The organism is Dinghuibacter silviterrae, from assembly GCF_004366355.1.
GTDB lineage: Bacteria > Bacteroidota > Bacteroidia > Chitinophagales > Chitinophagaceae > Dinghuibacter > Dinghuibacter silviterrae.
On record NZ_SODV01000001.1, the window covers coordinates 1,112,289 to 1,130,757 of the forward strand.

The 18,469-nt window shown below is 57.0% G+C and carries 17 protein-coding genes; 7 read left to right on the plus strand and 10 right to left on the minus strand.

The features are described from left to right. Positions 1-19: 19 nt before the first annotated feature. Genes EDB95_RS04925 through EDB95_RS04945 form a run of 5 tightly spaced genes read right to left on the minus strand, consistent with a single transcriptional unit; the run spans position 20 to position 3,724 of the window. A complete protein-coding gene (locus tag EDB95_RS04925; protein WP_133991152.1) occupies positions 20-727 on the minus strand; it encodes a response regulator transcription factor in 708 nt (235 codons plus the stop codon). A 3-nt stretch (positions 728-730) separates the two neighbouring features. After that, the gene (locus EDB95_RS04930; protein ID WP_133991154.1) at positions 731-1,729 is read right to left on the minus strand and encodes a sensor histidine kinase; all 999 of its coding nucleotides are present in this window, start codon (positions 1,727-1,729) and stop codon (positions 731-733) included. Continuing rightward, complete coding sequence (locus tag EDB95_RS04935) at positions 1,729-2,205, minus strand: gliding motility lipoprotein GldH (protein WP_133991156.1); 477 nt, start codon at positions 2,203-2,205, stop codon at positions 1,729-1,731. Before EDB95_RS04935 ends, EDB95_RS04930 begins: the two co-directional genes overlap by 1 nt. Further along, positions 2,202-3,068 (minus strand): YicC/YloC family endoribonuclease, encoded by an 867-nt coding sequence (locus EDB95_RS04940; RefSeq protein WP_246073517.1) that lies wholly within the window; start codon positions 3,066-3,068, stop codon positions 2,202-2,204. Before EDB95_RS04940 ends, EDB95_RS04935 begins: the two co-directional genes overlap by 4 nt. Before the next feature lie 59 nt (positions 3,069-3,127). After that, positions 3,128-3,724: a pseudouridine synthase gene (locus tag EDB95_RS04945; RefSeq protein ID WP_133991160.1), complete on the minus strand. Its 597-nt coding sequence runs from the start codon at positions 3,722-3,724 to the stop codon at positions 3,128-3,130. 218 nt (positions 3,725-3,942) lie between these two features. Between EDB95_RS04945 and EDB95_RS04950 the strand changes: the two genes are divergently transcribed. Then, the gene (locus EDB95_RS04950) at positions 3,943-4,896 is read left to right on the plus strand and encodes a UDP-3-O-(3-hydroxymyristoyl)glucosamine N-acyltransferase (protein WP_133991162.1); all 954 of its coding nucleotides are present in this window, start codon (positions 3,943-3,945) and stop codon (positions 4,894-4,896) included. 18 nt (positions 4,897-4,914) lie between these two features. Here the strand turns inward: EDB95_RS04950 and EDB95_RS04955 are convergent, their stop codons facing one another. From EDB95_RS04955 to pheS, 3 genes are read right to left on the minus strand one after another with little or no spacing between them, the layout of a single operon-like run. Then, positions 4,915-5,925: an NAD-dependent epimerase/dehydratase family protein gene (locus EDB95_RS04955; RefSeq protein ID WP_246073519.1), complete on the minus strand. Its 1,011-nt coding sequence runs from the start codon at positions 5,923-5,925 to the stop codon at positions 4,915-4,917. Continuing rightward, positions 5,918-6,760 (minus strand): 3-hydroxyacyl-CoA dehydrogenase NAD-binding domain-containing protein, encoded by an 843-nt coding sequence (locus EDB95_RS04960; RefSeq protein ID WP_133991166.1) that lies wholly within the window; start codon positions 6,758-6,760, stop codon positions 5,918-5,920. The genes EDB95_RS04955 and EDB95_RS04960 overlap by 8 nt, the downstream gene beginning before the upstream one ends. A gap of 2 nt (positions 6,761-6,762) precedes the next feature. Continuing rightward, positions 6,763-7,791, minus strand: a complete 1,029-nt coding sequence (gene pheS / locus EDB95_RS04965; RefSeq protein WP_133991168.1) for a phenylalanine--tRNA ligase subunit alpha — start codon at positions 7,789-7,791, stop codon at positions 6,763-6,765. 41 nt (positions 7,792-7,832) lie between these two features. On the opposite strand from pheS, the gene EDB95_RS04970 reads away from it, so the two are divergent. Together EDB95_RS04970 and EDB95_RS04975 are read left to right on the plus strand one after the other, a co-directional pair. Beyond that, positions 7,833-8,957, plus strand: coding sequence for a formimidoylglutamase (locus tag EDB95_RS04970; RefSeq protein WP_133991170.1), 1,125 nt, complete (start codon positions 7,833-7,835; stop codon positions 8,955-8,957). Between the two features lie 45 nt (positions 8,958-9,002). Further along, positions 9,003-9,974 (plus strand): hypothetical protein, encoded by a 972-nt coding sequence (locus EDB95_RS04975; RefSeq protein ID WP_133991172.1) that lies wholly within the window; start codon positions 9,003-9,005, stop codon positions 9,972-9,974. Positions 9,975-9,976: 2 nt separating this feature from the next. Here the strand turns inward: EDB95_RS04975 and mutL are convergent, their stop codons facing one another. After that, a complete protein-coding gene (gene mutL / locus EDB95_RS04980; RefSeq protein WP_133991174.1) occupies positions 9,977-11,809 on the minus strand; it encodes a DNA mismatch repair endonuclease MutL in 1,833 nt (610 codons plus the stop codon). A 38-nt stretch (positions 11,810-11,847) separates the two neighbouring features. On the opposite strand from mutL, the gene EDB95_RS04985 reads away from it, so the two are divergent. After that, positions 11,848-14,781, plus strand: coding sequence for a glycoside hydrolase family 3 N-terminal domain-containing protein (locus EDB95_RS04985; protein ID WP_133991177.1), 2,934 nt, complete (start codon positions 11,848-11,850; stop codon positions 14,779-14,781). On the opposite strand, the gene EDB95_RS04990 is transcribed toward EDB95_RS04985, so the two are convergent. Continuing rightward, positions 14,766-15,911 (minus strand): acyltransferase family protein, encoded by a 1,146-nt coding sequence (locus EDB95_RS04990; RefSeq protein ID WP_133991179.1) that lies wholly within the window; start codon positions 15,909-15,911, stop codon positions 14,766-14,768. The genes EDB95_RS04985 and EDB95_RS04990 overlap by 16 nt on opposite strands. 105 nt (positions 15,912-16,016) lie before the next feature. Between EDB95_RS04990 and EDB95_RS04995 the strand changes: the two genes are divergently transcribed. The 3 genes from EDB95_RS04995 to EDB95_RS05005 are packed head-to-tail and all read left to right on the plus strand — an operon-like array spanning position 16,017 to position 18,465. After that, on the plus strand, positions 16,017-16,622 hold the full coding sequence (locus tag EDB95_RS04995) for a 2'-5' RNA ligase family protein (RefSeq protein ID WP_133991181.1): 606 nt from the start codon (positions 16,017-16,019) through the stop codon (positions 16,620-16,622). Beyond that, positions 16,619-17,710, plus strand: a complete 1,092-nt coding sequence (locus EDB95_RS05000; RefSeq protein ID WP_133991183.1) for a PA0069 family radical SAM protein — start codon at positions 16,619-16,621, stop codon at positions 17,708-17,710. Before EDB95_RS04995 ends, EDB95_RS05000 begins: the two co-directional genes overlap by 4 nt. 29 nt (positions 17,711-17,739) lie before the next feature. Continuing rightward, complete coding sequence (locus EDB95_RS05005) at positions 17,740-18,465, plus strand: nucleotidyltransferase family protein (RefSeq protein ID WP_133991185.1); 726 nt, start codon at positions 17,740-17,742, stop codon at positions 18,463-18,465. Positions 18,466-18,469: the final 4 nt, after the last annotated feature.

An 18,469-nucleotide genomic window follows, 5' to 3' on the forward strand; every position in this document is an offset into this window, starting at 1 on the left:
GCGGGCCGTACGGCCCGCGCTATTCCGTAAACTTATAGCCTACGCCCCGGGCCGAGTGAAAATGCTCCGGATTCCGCGAATCCGCCTCAAAGTATTTCCGAAAGTTCAAGATGAAGTTATCGATCGTGCGGGTCGTGGGATACACGTTGTATCCCCACACCGACTGAAGGATCTTTTCCCGGGTGACCACTTCGTTTTTGTTCTCGATGAGCAGCCTCAGGAGCATGGTTTCTTTTTTGGAAAGGGGGAACTTCTCGCCCTTGAAATTGGTGGCCTCCTGGGCCTTGAAATCCACGACGTTCTTCCCGAACGTGATGACCGCCGGAAGGCTTCCCTTCTCCTGGAGTTTCTTGTTCTTCTCGATCATTTTCGAGATCCGGAGCAGCAATTCTTCCAGGTTGAACGGCTTCGTGATATAGTCGTCGGCGCCCTTTTTGAGCCCCAGGACCTTGTCCGCCGTCGTATTCCTGGCACTCACCATGAGGATAGGAACGTCGTTGTTTTGAAGGCGTATGGTCTCTGCCACGCTGATGCCGTCCAGCTCGGGGAGCATGACGTCTAAGATCACCAGGTCGAAATACTCGCTTTCTATCGCCCTCAGTGCGCTGGTCCCGCTGGAGGCGGTCGTTACTTCATAACCCTCCAGCTCAAGGTTGAGCTTTAGGGCGTCTTGTAGATTTTCTTCATCTTCCACCAAAAGGATGGAGCCATTGGAATTCCCTGCCATGGATCAAATGTAAAAGGTGATCGAAAAAATGCTTCCCCTGGGATGATTGTCCGTCACGGAGAGCTGTCCCCGGTGTTTACGGACGATCGCCCTGGATAAATAGAGCCCCAAACCGGTACCCTTTGTCGTCCGCGTCTGCTCGTTCCCCACTCTATAAAACTTACGAAAAATCATGGACTTTTCCTCCTCGGGTATCCCCGCGCCCTGATCTGCCACCCGGAATACGACCGCCCGGTGTCCTTCCGCGGACAAGGTCACCTGGACCGGGCTGTCTTTTGGGGAATATTTCAGGGCGTTTTCGATGAGGTTGTTGACGGCCAGCTCCAGGAGGAGTGGATCCCCTTTTATGTCCAGATCCGGCGTGATATGCGTGCCCTGTAACCGGCCGGGAAAACGCCCGGAAAACGATTCGACCGACCGGGTGACGAGGTCGGACAAGGAGACCGCTTCCAGGATCTGTGTATACCGTCCTTCCTCTAACTGGGCGGCGAGGAGGATGTTGGTGGAGAGTTGGTTCAAACGCTCCGTTTCGGATAGCGCGCTTTGGATCAGTTTGGCCTGTTGCTCTTCCCCCAGCTTTCGCCTGGCGAGAGTTTCCAGGCTCAGTTTGGCCACCGCGATGGGTGTCTTGAGCTCGTGGGTAACCGCCATCATAAAGTTTTGCTGCTGCCCCGACAACCGCATTTCCCTGCGGACGAACCTGTAGACGTAAAATGCCCCCAGCAAAAGCACAATCAGGAAAACACCCCCTTCCCCGATATACCCCATGTTTTGCATATGGGCCTGTTCGTGGACCGCCCGGACGGCTGTATTAAACGACCCAGGGGCGCTGGCGCTGTCCAGGCTGCTCCGGATCCTGGCGAGCTCAAACCCGGCCATTTTTTCGTTCTGCCGGCCCAGGGCAATAAACCACCAGACCAGCTCCGCGATGATGTACAGAAGAAGAAACCAGTACACGACATTGACTATCAATAGCCGGTATCGTCTATGGAGCAATAGCATCAAGGTATTTTTTCCACCCGGAGCCCGACGTCCAGGAAACCCTTCAGGTCGTCATCCCGCATGTCTTGCTGGAACACGACGGTATAGGTCCCGGTCTTGCTAAAGTGGAGGTTTGTATACAAGGGAATCTGCTGCGCCCAAATATCGTCCATACCGGTGCCGTACCAGCGTCCGAGGTTGTCCTGAAGGGTCAATTCGAACCGCTCCTTGCGGAACGCCGTATCACCCGGCTGGCGCGTGGAAATAAACACCCAAAGGTTTTTGTAGGCATACCGGTCCGTATGCCGGCAAACGACGTACACCTTATAGGCCGCCGTGGTATCGGTCACGTTAAACTGGACGGAAGGTTGAAACGCGTATGACCAGGCGCCGCCCTTGATCGGGATGCTTTTTTCAAAATCATTCAGGTGGGGCCCCCCGCACGAGAGCGCGCCAACCAGGGCCAGGGTAAGGAAGTTCGTCCACCGGAGGTTCATAATACGTTCAGGATTTGTTCTTTGGCCTTTTCGAGTTCGTCCTTCATCAGCACTACACACTTCTGGATCGTTGAATCATAAGCTTTTGAACCGGTCGTATTGATCTCGCGCCCCATCTCCTGAAGGATAAAGGAGAGCTTTTTACCCTTTGCCGTTTCCCCGTCTTCGAGAATGATCGAGCGAAAATAGTCACAGTGGTTCTTGAGCCGGACCTGTTCCTCGGAAATGTCCATTTTCTCGATGTAGTAGATGAGTTCCTGTTCGAGCCGGTTGGCGTCATAATTCCCGGGCCCTACCTGGTCCTCCAGGAGCTTGGTCAGCCCGTCCCTTGTCTTTTGCTTGCGCAACGGCTCCAGGGCGATCACCTGGTCCTGCTGGACCCGGATCTGGTCCACGCGTTGGAGCAGGTCATTTTCCAGGACCGCACCCTCCGTCATCCGGTGCCGGTCCAGGTCCAGAACCGCATCCAGGACGATCCGCTGCAGCCCTTCCCATTCTTCGTCAGTCAGTACCTCCGTGGAGGGGGTGATCACCTCCGGGAGCTTGAGGAGCGCGCTGAGGGTATAGGCCGTGTCCAGGTTCAATTCTTTGGCGAGGGATTCCAGGGGTTTGAAATAGCTCTTGGCCAGCTCGGTATTGATCGATACGGGCTTGGTCCCCCCGTTTTGTTTGAGCATGATCAGGCAATCGATGGTGCCCCTCAGCAGGTTTTCGGAAAGGATGTTCCGGATGTTGAACTCATAAGGCTTGAGGATGGCCGGAATCTTCAGTTGCAGTTCAAACTGTTTGCCGTTCAGGGAACGAATGTCCACCAGGAAGGTTTTGTCCCCGACGCTTTGTTCCGTCCGACCGAAGCCTGTCATTGATTTCAACATAGATGTAGTTCTTTCCTGCAATATAGTGCAATATTGGTCGCAACGGGCTAAATGTGTCGCCCGAAGAGCTTTTCGAACACCTCCGCCCGTGGCAGCGCTACGCAATCCCCCGGTTGCAACCCATCCAACCGGATACCCTCTATGCGATAGCGGATGAGCCTCAGGGTGGGGAATCCTACCGCCGCCGTCATCCGCCGGACCTGGCGGTTTTTGCCCTCCGATAATGTCAGGCGAAGCCAGGAAGTCGGGATGTTTTGGCGCACCCGGATGGGGGGTACGCGTTGAGGTACGGCGGGTTCGGTATTAAAGGCAGCAACTACGCATCGTTTAGTGCTATAGGGTTTACCGTCCAGGGAAATGACCGGTCCCAAGGCCAATTGCGTTACCGCTTCGGGTGTGAGGATGCCCTCCACCTGGACCCAGTATTCACGTTCGTGGTGAAAGGAGGGATGCAGGAGACGATGGTTGAGACCCGGGTCGTTGGAGAGCAGGAGGAGCCCCTCACTATCGTAATCCAGGCGGCCTAACGGGTACACATCGGGGGGGACCTTGCAAAACCCGGCAAGAGTGGCTTTGCCTTCCGAAGGTGAGAACTGGGAAAGGACCTGGTAAGGTTTGTAGATGATGAAATAGTGATGGGGCATGCGTTTCAACGGACAATGTCAAAAACGAAGAAGCCCGACTTTTGGTCGGGCTTCTTATAAGAATGGGTTAGTAAGTACCGGGAAAAAAATTCCCAACACAATATTAAAAAGAATTTGCACTACAAAGAAGATTTTTAGCAAAAAATTATTCACAATTTTTTTAGGGCTGTGGATAAGGCGCACACGCCCCACGTTACCTTTGACGAAATTTTGCAGGCATGAAATTTCCCTCTCCAGTTTCCGTACAGTGGATCGCCGATTTCATAGGAGCTTCTATCATCGGCAATGAGCAAGGCTTTGCGACGGGCATCAATGAATTGCATAAGGTTGAAAAAGGCGACCTGGCCTTTGTCGATCACCCGAAATACTATGCCGTCTGCATCCATTCAGCGGCCTCTTTCATCATCATCAATCAAGTCGCCGAAGTACCCCCCGGGAAGGCGTTATTGGTGGTCCCGGAGCCCTTTGAGGCCTATCTTTCCCTGGTTCGTCACTTCCGTCCATTCGAGTCCTCCGATCGCCCTATCAGCGCTTCTGCCGTGATCGGAAAAGGAACCGTTATCATGCCCAATGTCTTTGTGGGGAACCATGTCGTCATCGGTGAAAATTGTCTCATTCACCCCGGTGTTTCGATTTACGATCATTGCCAGATCGGCGACAATGTGGTCGTTCACGCCGGGACGGCGATTGGCGGGGATGCGTTTTACTACAACCGGAAAACAGCCCGGGATGTATGGTTCAAAAAGATGGACAGTTGCGGCCGGGTCGTGATCGAGTCCGACGTGGAGATCGGTTGCGGGTGCACGATCGACAGAGGGGTCAGCCACGATACCGTGATCGGCAGGGGAACCAAGATGGACAACATGGTACACGTCGGTCACGACGTCGTCATCGGCAAGAACTGTTTGATTGCCGCCCAGGTGGGCATCGCGGGCGTGGTAACGATCGGGGACGGGGTTACCCTCTGGGGACAGGTAGGGATCAGCAAGACCCTGACAATAGGGGATCATGCGGTAGTGCTCGCCCAAAGCGGGGTGCCCGGTGACCTCGAAGGGGGTAAGGTCTATTTCGGTTCGCCCGTGGAAGATGCCGGCGTCGCCAAAAGGCGGCTCGTCTGGTTGAAACGGCTCCCCGAGCTCTGGGACAAGGTCAAGCGCCTGGAAGAACGCTAAGAGCCGCGCCTGCGGCGCTCAAAGGGCAAAATGCTTTTTTAATGCCGAGGCGTGGAAACGGATCGTTTCCTCCAGGGGCGTGAAGGCAAAACCGGGCAGCGCTTCCAACACCTTCCGGTTGTCAAAGCGCGTCACGGCCTGGGCCGTACGGGCCGTTTCCCGTGTAACGAGGGGGTCTTTGCCGGTAAACATGCTTTTTACTTTTTCCATGCGCCAAACCACCTCACCCAACAGGGGGGTCACCGCTTTGTGAGGACTCCGCCGGCCAAAAGCATCGGCCATGGTGGAGAACAATTGCCGGTAGGTCCAGTTGTCCGCACTGAGCACGTACCGCTCGGAATGAAGGGTGCTGTCCATCAGCCGGATCATTGCCTGTACCACATCGCGTACGTCGACAAACCCGCTGACGCCCTCGGTATACCAGGGGAACTCGTTATAGGCGGACTTGAAAAGCTCGGCAGATCCTTTTTCCCAGTCACCCGCACCCAGTATAATGGTGGGATTGACAATTACAGCCGGTAAACCCTCGGCGATGCCCCGCCATACCTCCATTTCACCGTAGTATTTGCTCTTGCCGTAGCGGGAGTTGTTGGTCTCTTCGGTCCACTGGGTGGCTTCGTCGATGAGGCTGTCTTGTTTAAGCCGGCCCAGGGCAGACACGGAGCTCACATAGACCATTTTGCGTACGCTTTTTTCCAAGGCGGCGTTGACGACGTTGGCGGTGCCTTCGGTGTTGATCCGAAGCAGGGTCTCCGCCTGACGGGGATTAAAGCTGACGATGGCGGCGCAATGGTAGACTTCCCGGATCCCTTCCATGGCGTCTTCCAGGGAAAGCACGTCCATCAGGTCGCCCTGCACCCATTCCACGCGTTCCTGTTCCGCAGGGGTCAGGATAAAGCCTTCGTAGGGGCGCCGGCACAATGCCCTGACAGGTGTGCCCGCGTCGAGCAGGGCCTTGATCAAATGGCTGCCGACGAGGCCTGTTCCACCGGTGACGAATACCATGGGTTTTGTTTGAGCGTTAGACATAAGCGTAATACCCTTGTCCCGTTTTTCTTCCCAGGTCACCCCGGGAAACGAGGGCTTCCTGGAGGGGAGAAGGGGTAAAGCGGGGGGCGTGCTGTAATGCGGTATAGAGAGAGCGGGTGACCGCCAGGTTGATGTCGTTGCCGATCAGGTCCATCAGCCGGAAGGGGCCCATTTTAAAACCGGTGGATTCGAGGAGGCGGTCGATCGTGGCAAAGTCGCCCACGCCCGCCTCTGCCAGCCGCAGCGCTTCGAGGTAATAGGGCCTGGCGACGCGGTTTACGATAAAACCGGGGGCGTCCTTACAGACGACCGGTACTTTGTCCCAGGAGCGAACCAGCCGCTCCAGCGTCTCCACAACGGCGGGATCGGTCTTTGATCCGGCGACTACTTCGACCAGTTTCATGACCGGCGCCGGATTAAAGAAATGCAGCCCGGCCACCCGGCCCGGTTCGGGTAGGGCGTCCTGCAGGCTGTTGATCGATAAGGAGGATGTATTGGAGGCAAAAATAGTATCCTTCGATGCGCGCAGGCTTTGAAACAATTGGATCTTGGCGTCCAAACGCTCGACGATGGCCTCTATGACCAGGTCCGCGCCGGCGGCCGGGACTTCGCTACACAGGTGCAGCCTTTTTTCTGCCGCGGCCTTTTCTTCCGCACTCATTTTCCCTTTATCCACCAGGCCCTGCCAGGACGCCTTTATGCCTTGCGCTGCTTTGGAAAGAGCGGCCGGTTCCAGGTCGAACAGAAAGGTCTCGTGTCCGAACCGGGCGGCCACTGCCGCGATGCCGCTCCCCATGGTGCCGGCCCCGCAAACGATGATGGATAGGGGGGACATGGCTAGGTGCTGCTGGTAAATTGTTGAAGAAAGCGGAGGTCGTTCTGGGCGTATAAGCGCAGATCGTTCACCCGGTAGTTCAACTGGGCGATGCGTTCGACCCCCATCCCAAAGGCAAACCCCGTATACTGCGTGGAATCGATGCCGAGGTTTTCCAGCAGTTGGGGGTGCACCATGCCGCAGCCAAGGATCTCCACCCAGCCCGTGTGCTTACAAAGCGAACACCCGGTGCCGCCGCAAACGGTGCAGCTGATGTCCATCTCCGCGCTGGGTTCGGTAAAGGGGAAGTAGGACGGGCGGAAGCGAACACGGGTATGCTCACCGAACATTTCCTTTACAAAGAAGTAAAGGGTTTGTTTGAGGTCGGCGAAAGACACGTGTTTGTCCACGTACAGTCCTTCGACCTGGTGGAAAAAGCAGTTGGCCCTGGCCGATACGGTTTCGTTGCGGTATACCCTTCCCGGGCAGATGATCCGCACAGGCAAGGGGCTGGTCTCCAGCACCCGCGCCTGTACCGAAGACGTATGGGTCCGGAGCACCCAGTCCGGATTGCGCTGGATATAGAACGTGTCCTGCATGTCGCGGGCCGGGTGGTTTTCGGGCATGTTCAGGGCGGTGAAGTTGTGCCAGTCGTCTTCGATCTCCGGTCCTTCCGCTACGGCAAAACCCAACCGCTGGTAGATGGATACGATGCGGTTGCGTACCAGGCTAAGGGGGTGTCGCGTGCCCAAGGTAAAGGCGTCGCCGGGCAGCGTAAGGTCCATGCCCGGTGTGTCTTTGTCCTTCCCGTCGGTCAGCCCTTTGTTGTCTTCGTACTTGGCCTCCGCGAGTTGTTTGAAGTCGTTGAGGACTTGCCCGAAAGAGCGTTTTTCCCCGGCGGGAATGTTTTTCATCTCCCCGAAAAGCGCCTTGACGATGCCCTTGGTGCCGAGAAACCGGATCCGGTAGTTCTCCAGGTCTTCCGCGGAACCGATGACCCACTGGTCGATCTCCTTCTTGTACTGGTCAATTTGTTGCAACACCTGTTCCATAAAGCGAAGATAGGAATATCTTTGCCCCTAAAGTAACCTGTATGTCCCTCCAAGACTTTCTGCAACCCGTCAGTACCTACGAGCTTAGCCACGACCGTGGCTTTTCAGACGGCCAGATCGGTTGCCATATCGCCGTTTGGGAGGGAGCCGATCCGGACATGAGTACCGCAGACGTGGTCCTGCTGGGCGTTGCAGAGGAAAGGGGCAATGGGCGCAGGGACGGGGAACCCGGTGGGCCGGACAAGATCCGGGAGCATTTTTATGCGTCGTACTACTGGCATCCCGAAGTCCGCTTAGCGGACGCAGGAAATGTGCGCAGGGGCGCTACCTTGCAAGACACGTACGCGGCGTTGAGACACGTCGTCCAGGAGCTGACAGGGGCGGGAAAGACCGTCGTTATCCTGGGCGGCAGCCACGACCTCACCCTCGCCCAGTACCAGGCGTACCGGGACCGGAAACAACTGATAGAGGTCAGTTGTATCGACGCCCTGATCGACCTGAATACGGATTCCCCGCTCAAGGCCGACAACTTCCTGCTCTCGATGCTGACGGAAGACCCCAACTACATCCGGCATTACAACCACATCGGTTTTCAAAGTTACTATGTCCATCCGCGCATGCTCGAAACCCTTGACAAACTCCACTTCGATTGCTACCGTGTCGGCAGGGTCCGGGAACAGATGGAAGAAATGGAGCCCGTCATCCGGCACTCCGACCTCGTGAGCATCGACATTTCGGCGATGGCCAACAGCTATGCCCCCGCCGCGAGGATCAGCCCCAACGGCTTTAGCGGAGAAGACATGTGCCAGCTGACGCGTTTTGCCGGCCTGAGCAACCGGCTGAGCTCTATTGGTATCTATGGCTACAGGCCCTCCCTGGACCGGGATGACCTGACCGCCCGTCAGATCGCCCAAATGCTGTGGTATTTTATAGACGGGCGTCAAAAAAGCTTTCAGGAAGCGCCCCTGGAGGAGCGGGACCACTACAACGAATTCCACACGGTGTTCGGAGAAGTCGAAAGTACCTTCCTGCAAAGCAAAAGAACCGGCCGCTGGTGGATGCAGCTCCCCGACCGGACCTACATCGCCTGTAGCTACACCGACTATGTAAAAGCCAGCAACAACGATATACCGGAGCGTTGGTTCCGGGCCCAGGAAAGAGGTTAGGCTCGTTTTTTGCATTCAAGGCGTGAAAACCTAAACACCGATTCCATGCGATACACCCTCCTAGTGTTATGCTGTTGCTTTCTGTCCGTCACCCGGGCGCAAGGGCCTTCCGGCTATTGGCTGAGTGAAGACAAAACCGGTTTTTTCGAAGGCCTGGAGAGTGTCGAGATGCGCCTGGACCCATCGGGGAACGCTTACAGCGGGAGCGTTTACTACTTATGGGAACATGGGATCTATTATCAGGCCATCAGCCTCGAAGGCAAGGTGCTTCCGGGGGACTCCGTCGAGCTCCGGGAAGTGGCCATGGTGGCCAACCGAAACGGCATTTTTGCCAACGACTGCCGGGGCGTCTTTCACTTGCATTACCGGCACGACAGCGAAAAGGAGTACCTGGAAGGTGTATGGAAAAAACCGGCGGGCAGCCGGTTGCGGTGTGCCGATACCCACGTCACCTTTTTTCGCAGCATACCACCGGATGCGGCCTGGAACCGGCCGGCCGGCAATGCGGTGAAGCGCGGTGCCCGCGTGGTGGCCAGGGTGACCCCTGCGCGTGAAAAGCCCGCGACGGGCACGCCCGCGGCTGAAAAACCTTCACTTGCCCCGGCGGCGCCACCCGCCCCCGTCGTGGTCGCCCCGCCGCTCAACCAGGATTCCCTCCGGTTCGTCGCTTTCAAGTCCCGAAAGGACTCCCTGGAGCTCACCGTGAAACACAAGGCCGATACGGCCCGTCTTGAACTGTACGACAACGGCATCGTGGACGGCGACCGCATCTCCCTTTTCCTTGGCGATAGTCTTATCCTCAAAAACTACGAGCTGCTCGCGGACGCACATGTTCTGACACTTCATTTGGACCCTAGCCTGGGGCAGCAGGTCCTTTCCTTGTATGCGGAGAATTTGGGCGAGATCCCGCCGAACACGGCGCTCATGATCGTCTATATTGACGACCAGCGCTACGAGGTGCGGTTGTCTTCCGATATGACGACCAATGCGAGGGTTGTATTCCAGCGCGTCCAATAACGCTAGTGCGCAAATAATTTTTCCAGCGACCCATGGTCGAGCACCGCATACGCCGGTTGCCCGAAGGGCGATACGTTGGGGGTGGCGCACTCCATAAGGGCGCCGGTCAGGTGCCGCATTTCGGAAGGCGCCAGGGAAACACCGGCCTTGATGGCCTGCTGGCGCGCCAGACCACGGATGAGTTTTTCGCGGGGCGTGACCTGGAGAGAGCCGGTAGAAAACTTGAATTGTTCGAGGACCTGTTCGATCACGCGGCGCTCGGTACCCGCTTCGAGGTCGGCCGGGGTGCCCTGGATGGCAAACGTATCCTTGCCAAAGGGTTCGATCTGGTACCCCAACTGGGCAAGGTCCGGCAAAAGGGTCTCCAGGAGGACGCTGTCGGCGGGGGACAGGGGCAGTACCGACGGGAACAAACAGCGCTGGCTGGGGAGGGCCTTGCCTTTGATGGCCAGCGAAAACCGTTCGAAAAGGACGCGCTCATGGGCGGCCTGCTGGTGGATCATCAGGAGGCCGCCGGGGTAGGCCACCAGGATATACGTGCGCAGGATCTGGAGGTATTGGCTGTCGGACTCGGGGAGGTCGTTCCTGCCCGGGAGCCCCAGAGGCTCCTGGAGCGTATGGGTAATGGGTTGGAAGGGCTCCTCCACAGCTGAAGGTGGGGTGAAGAACTCTTTCCAGTCCTTTAGCTCGCTCTTTTCGATCTTGTGCGCCTGGTTCCCGCGGCTAAAGGTCTGGTAGAGCGAGGAACCGGTGGCGGCGGTGCGTTCCCGGGAGGTAAAGGGTTTGGTGACCGCATCCAGTTGCTGGATGGAGGCGTCCAGGTCGAAGTCCAGCGTGGGGGTGACGCTGAACTGGGCGAGGGCGTGTTTGACGGCCGCCTGTACAAAGGCGTAGACGATCTTCTCGTCGGTGAATTTGATTTCTTGTTTGGTCGGGTGTACGTTGACGTCGAGCTGGGAAGGGTCGATGTCGATAAAAAGGGTGTACACCGGAAAGCTGTCGGCGGGGATGAGCTCCTGGTAGGCGGTCATGACCGCGTGGTGTAAGTAGGGGCTTTTTATAAAGCGGCTGTTGACAAAGAAGTACTGGTCACCCCTTGTTTTTTTGGCGGTATCGGGTTTCCCCGCAAAACCAAAGATGTTGAGGTAATCGGTATTTTCCTGGACGGGGATGAGCCGGGCATTGTACCCATTACCCAAGAGCTGGACGATGCGTTGTTTGAGGGAGCCTTTTTCAAGATGGAACATTTCCTGGCTGCCCGACACCAGCGAAAAAAAGATCTCCGGGAAGGCCAGCGCGATCCGCATGAATTCCTCGACGATATGCCTCATCTCGGAGGCATTGCTTTTTAGAAAGTTTCTTCGCGCGGGAACATTGAAAAAAAGATTTTTCATCGAGATACTGGTCCCTTTGGCCATAGCTACAGGCTCTTCTTTCCGAAGGGTGGTATTGTCGATCTCGATACACGTGCCCCATTCGTCTTCTTCCCGCCGGGTCTTGAGGATCACTTCCGATACGGCGGCGATGGACGCCAGGGCTTCACCCCGGAACCCCATGGTCTTGATGTGGAAAAGGTCGTCGATGCCTGTGATCTTGGAGGTGGCGTGGCGAGCAAAACAATTCCGGGCATCGGCGGCGCTCATGCCCGATCCGTTGTCGGTCACCTGTACCAGGGCCTTTCCGGCGTCCTGGATGATCACGCGAATGTCGGTCGCGCCGGCGTCGATGGCGTTCTCCATCAGCTCTTTTACGGCGCTGGATGGACGCTGGATGACCTCTCCTGCCGCGATCTGGTTGGCGATGCCATCCGGTAGCAAACGAATGATGTCGGGCAAATCTTTTAATTTACAGGGTAAAATTACTGCGAATATTGATGATAAAGCTATTCTGTGCAGCCGCTTTTTCCCTGCTCACGCGGACGACACTCCAGGCTCAGGTGCCGGATGCCGTGGCCAGGCACTGGGCGGACAGCGTGCTCTTAAGGCTCAGCGTAAATGACAAGATCGCACAATTGATGGTAATCCGGGCGTCGGACCAGGCGCGGTACTACACCGCGGAGACGGAGGACGCGGTCCGGCGGTACCACGTCGGCGGGCTTTGTTTTTTCCAGGGCGGACCCGTCCGGCAGGCGGAGCTGACCAATGCGTACCAGCAGATGAGCGCGGTCCCGTTGCTGATCACGCAGGACGCCGAATGGGGCCTGGGGATGCGCCTTGACAGCGTCGACGCCCTGCCCCACCAGATGATGCTGGGGGCGGTCCGGGACACGGGGCTCATCGAACGCATCGGTGAACAGGCCGGTATACAATGCAAGCGGCTGGGCGTCACCATGGACCTGGCGCCCGATATAGACGTCAACAACAACCCCGATAACCCGGTAATCAACGACCGGTCTTTTGGGGAAAATAAATATACCGTCGCCCGGTACGGCGCGTTGTACGTCAAAGGACTCGGGCGGCAAGGAGTGATGGGTTGCGCCAAACACTTCCCCGGACACGGGGATACCCAGACCGACTCGCACCTGGACCTGCCCGTCATCCGCAAGACGCGGGCGGAGCTGGATTCCCTGGAGCTCTACCCGTTCCGGAGCCTGGTGGCGTCGGGCGTACCTGCGGTTATGGTGGGGCACCTGTATATCCCCGCCCTGGATGCCCGGGAGAACCGCCCTACGTCGCTCTCCGACAAAGCCATCGGTTTATTGAGGCAGTGGGGCTATACAGGGATCGTGATGACCGATGCCCTTGACATGAAGGGTGTCACCAAATACTTTCCAAAGGGCAACGCTGCCCTCGAAGCGTTGCGCGCAGGCAACGACCTGTTGTGTCTCCCCGTGGACGTCAAAGCAACGCTGAAGTCGGTGCGCAAAGCGGTCCGGCATCACGTCCTTTCCGCGGCCAGCCTGGACGACAAGGTCCGCAAGGTACTGATGGCGAAATATACCTATGTAGGCGTGTCTCCCCGGGTGGTTGACACCGGTCACCTCGTCCAGGACCTGAATGCGGGAACTGCTGTGCTCCGGCGGCAGGTGGCGCTGGAGGCGCTGACGCTCCTCCGCCGTGACAACCCGCGGTTATTCCCCTTGTTGAACCGGCCGGAACGGATCGAACAGGGCGACAGTACTGCGCTCCGGGTGGCCTACCTGGGGATCGGGTTGGAAGACGACAATGCTTTTGCCCGGAAGATTCGCGAAGGGTATCGCGCCGACGCCTTTTATTTCCCTTATACAGAAGGGATGGAGCGTGTTCCCACCCTTCTCCGGCTGTTAAAAGGGAATTACCAGGCCGTAGTCGTTGGCATACACGGGTATAGCCGCAGACCACAGGGACACTATGGGTTGAGCGCGCCCGCCCTTGCCTTGCTGGACAGCCTGCAGACCTTTTCAAATGCCGTGACCTTTGTGTTTGGTAATCCGTATGCGATAAGGTATTTCCCCGGGATGCACAACCTCGTCGCCTGTTACGAGGACGACTCGGTCACCCAGTGCGTCGCCGCGGAAATGCTCGCCGGCCGGAAGGAGCCGATGGGCGTATTGCCCGTAAGCGCCGGAGGTTTTGCCGTGGGAACGGGCCTGCAACCGGCTGTTCCGCCGGAACCATTGCCGATGCCGGCCGCCCGGCCGGAAGACGTGGGGCTTAACGCCCGGCGGCTCCAGGTCATTGATTCCCTGGCCGAAGACGCCATCGCCCGTCACGCCACGCCCGGTTGCGTGGTCCTGGTGGCCAGGAACGGGAAGATCGTCTGGGACAAGGCGTATGGCTATATGACGTTTGACCGGACCGAATCCGTGCGCCCGGACGACCTGTATGACCTGGCCTCGGTCACCAAGATCTGCGCCACCACTGTCTCCGTGATGCAGCTCTACGATGAGGGCAAGATCGACCTGGACAAAACATTGGGCGACTACCTGCCCTGGCTCGCCGGTACGGACAAGGCCGGTCTTTTCCTAAGGGACATCATGCTCCACCAGGCGGGTCTGAAAGCCTTTATACCCTTTTACAAAGACGTGTCCGACAAAAAGGATGATCCGCTCCCGGCTTTTTTCACCGGCCGTCCGGAAACGGGTTTTACCGTACGCGTCGCCGAAGGCCTGTACATGCGCAACGACTATGTCGACAGCATGTACCGGCAGATCGCTACCAGCCCCCTGGGCCCGGAAGGCAAGTATGTATACAGCGACAACGACTTTATACTGATGGGCAAAATCGTGGAGGCCGTCAGCGGGATGTCCCTCGACCAATATGCCCGGCAACACTTTTATGTGCCCCTGGGCATGATCACGACGGGTTTTCATCCGAGAGATCGTTTTCCGCTTTCGCAGATCGCTCCGACCGAAGACGAAAAAACATTTCGCCGCCAGCTTCTCCGGGGTGACGTACACGACCCGGGTGCGGCGATGTTTGGCGGCGTCAGCGGACACGCCGGTTTGTTCAGCGACGCTTACGATTTGTCCATCCTGCTCCAGATGCTCCTCAACGGGGGAGAAATGAACGGCGTCCGCTACATCCGGGACAGTACGGTCCGGTATTTTACGGACTACCACAGCACCATCAGCCGCAGGGGTTTTGGCTTTGACAAACCGGAAAAGGACAATGCCGGGCGCCCGGATCCCTATCCTTGCCGGAGCGCCTCCCCGGAAACCTTTGGTCATACCGGTTTTACCGGGACCTGTATATGGGTCGACCCCGTATACAACCTGGTTTTTGTTTTCCTGTCCAACCGGGTTTGCCCGGACGGGAACAACAACCTTTTGTCCAAGCTGAACGTACGGAGCAACATCCAGGAAGCGATCTATCAGGCCATGGAGTGAACCGGGGCGGGTTCTCCCCGGACGGCCTTTGCGGGGCCATGGAACCGGTCTTTCAGCTTCAGGAATTTCTTTTCAAAAAGGTAATAGGACGCGCAGGCGACGAGGAGCAGGACCGGGATGTTTACCCAGAAAGCATCCCCGTGGGGAATGGTGTGTGCCCAGGGCTGGTGGTTTGTAAAAAGCTGCTGCCAGATATAGAGACTATACGACAGCACGCCGATCCATTTCAGGAAAGGAATGTTCAGCAGCCGGTAAAACCACGACCCGGGCTGGAGACTCAACAGCACCGCCGCGCCCGCCAGGAGCGGGTTCGCATACATCCAGAAGGATTGCCACCCCCCCACCGTGATATTGAAGTGCCCGACCGCCACCAGGAGCACCAGGAACGGCGCCAGGAATCGATACTTCGAAAGGACCTGCAGGGGGATCATCCCCTTGAACATCAGGATGGCGCAAAAAGAGCCAAAAAGAATCGAGGTGATCCCTCTCCCGAACAGATCCACCCCGATGCCCAGGAGTATCCCCGTCGTTCCCGTGATGTGGCTATGATAGTACAGGATGGAAATCGGGGGACCGATCAGCAGCAGAATAAAGATCAGGCGTATATAGGTTCGGTAGTGGTATTTCAGCAAAAAAGGGACGACGAAATAAAACTGCTCTTCCACCGCCAGGCTCCAGAAATGCCCGGTTTGCCAGGACGTATCGTATACCGTCATCAGGTTTTTTACATAGAAAAAGGCCATCAGGAAATCGAGCCGCGCGATGTGCAAGGCAAAAACCTGGTTGATGACCAGCAAGACCAGTAGAAAGAGATAGGCAACCGGGAAAATCCGCAGAAAACGCCGGATATAGAAACGCTTCAGCGAAAAGGAGCCGGTCGTGACCTGCTCTTTTAGCAACAGGGTCGTGATCAGGAATCCGCTGATGGCAAAAAAGATCATCACCCCCGTGCTCCCGCTGATATACCGCCCATAAGGGGTGGTGTACAGGATATGACCTACAATGACAAAGATGATGGATATGGCCCTCAAACCGTCCAGCGAAGGGAGGTAGGAAACAGAAAGGCTGGCAGGTATGGCATCAAAACGAGCGTCGCCGATGGTTTTCCATGCAGATCTCAAAGAGAGCATAATAGAATATTGGTAATCAATATTAATGAAAAAAAATCAGATAGGAAGGAGAAATATGGAGCCATAAACTAAATATTTTAGTAAATTGTGCTAAAATATTTGGTCATGGCTGTCAAACCCACCTCGATACCCCCCTTCCCCGAGGCCGAATACATGTTGGTCATTTCCCCTGAGGAACACCTGCAGGAGCGCATCGCGCGCGTCCGTCAAAGCCTTTCTGAAAAGACCGGCATCCGTACGCGGGAAGGCAAAACCCACATCACGCTGGCCCGCTGGCAGGCCTGGGATATGATGGAGGAACGCCTGTTGCAGCGCCTCCGCGTCCTTGCCATGGAGCAATACCCGTTCCAGGTGCAGATGGAGGATTTCAAGGGGTTCCCTTCGCACACGGTGTGCATTCAGGTCCCTACCCGGGAACCCATCCTCCGGCTGGTGGCCAGGGTCCGAAAACACAAACGGCTGATGCGGTCCATGGAAAACGACCCCTATTTCGTCAGCGAGCCCTACCTGACCATCGCGCGCGGGCTGACCGCACCCCAATATGAACAGGCCATGCAGGTCTTGGGGGGCAAGCACTTCCACGCCTCCTTTGTGGCGAGTGCCATGCTGCTCCTCAAGCGGCGCGCCGGAGGACAGCCGTACCAGATACTGGCGCGGTTCGACTTCGAGCACCTGCCCGTCACGGCCCGGCAGGCCAGTCTTTTTGCATGAGAAACAAGAGGCTCATAAAACCTGCACAAGGCGATTCGCCAGACTACTTTCAGGGCCGGGGCGCCCAGATCAATACCCGGAACCGTTTCCTGCAACAGTCGTATGTGCAGGAACACGCCGAAGGGATCGACGAATGGGGACAGCCCGACGAAGCCACCATTTACCTGGAAGAAAATGCCAAGACCCTTGTCAACAAGGTGGACAGCCCGGACGTGGGGATGTGGTACAGCATGAACCCCTATCAGGGCTGCGAACACGGCTGTATCTATTGTTACGCACGGAACGCGCACGAGTATTGGGGATACAGCGCCGGGAGCGATTTCGAGCACAAGATCCTGGTGAAAAAGAACGCCGCCCAGCTCCTGAGGAAATTCCTGGATCGCAAGGACTGGGAGGTGGTGCCGATCTCCCTGTCCGGCAATACGGATTGTTATCAACCCGCCGAAAGGAAGTTCCGGATCACGCGCAGCCTGCTGGAGGTGGCCCTGGAGTACCGGCAACCCATAGGGATCCTCACCAAAAACGCGGGCGTCCTCCGGGACGCGGACCTGCTTCGGGAAATGTCCTCCATGCGCCTGGTCACGGTATTGGTATCCCTCACGACGTTTAACGAGGACCTCCGCAGGGCGATGGAACCCCGGACGACGACGGCTCACCAAAGGCTAAAGGTGCTGGAGACACTGAGTAGTTGGGGGATACCCACGGGCGTGATGACCGCGCCCATGATCCCTGGCCTCAACGACCATGAAATGCCCGCCCTGCTCAAAGCGGCCAAAGAAGCGGGGGCATCCAGGGCCGGGTATACCGTTGTCCGGCTCAATGGGGCCATCAAGCTCCTTTTTCATGACTGGCTGTACAAGAATTTCCCGGACCGGGCCGACAAGGTTTGGCACCAGATAGAAGCCTGCCACGGTGGCAAGGTCAACGACAGCGAATTCGGACGGCGAATGAGCGGGGAAGGAGGCGAAGCCGACGTGATCCGCCAGCAGTTCCGCATCCATACACAACGCCTGGGACTCAACAGCGAGCGGCTTTCCCTGGATACTTCCCTGTTCCGCCGGCCCGGAGAACAAATGAGGCTTTTTTAACGTAGTTTTGAGCCCTCATCGCCCGGAACATGCCACTGCAACGAGCCATTATTTTTGCCGCGGGACAGGGACCGCACCTCAAACCCTGGACAGACCAACATCCGAAAGCCCTGGCCCAGGTCAATGGCAAAAGCCTTCTCCAGCGCAACATAGAATACCTGCAGCGATACGGCATCAAGGACGTGATCGTAAACGTACACCATTTTTCGGACCAGGTCATCGGTGAAATAGAGCGCAGCAAAGGGTGGGGAAGCCAGGTAACGATTTCCGACGAAACCGGTGGACTTTTAAGGACCGGAGGCGGTCTCAAACACGCCGCCTGGTATTTCGGTGACACCGACCCCTTCGTGGTGATGAACGTAGACATGCTCACCAACCTGGACCTGGACAAAATGCTGGCCTTCCACCAGTCCCACGGGTCCAAGGTGACGATGGCCGTGACCAAGCGGCTGACGTCCAGGAATTTCCTTTTCAACGACCAGGGCCGTCTTTGCGGGTGGATCAACACCCAGACAGGTGAACAACGGATGTGCCGGGCAGACCATCCCCTTATCCCCAAGGCCTACAGCTGTATCAATATTTTCCAGCCATCGGTTTTCCCGCTGATCACCAAGACGGGTGCCTTTTCCATCATCGACCTGTATATAGAGGTCGCCAAACACGCACTGGTCTTGGGCTATGACCATACCGGGGATCAACTGGTCGACATCGGCCGCCCGGAAAGCATTGCCAAGGCGGAAATGTACTTTCAATAACTTG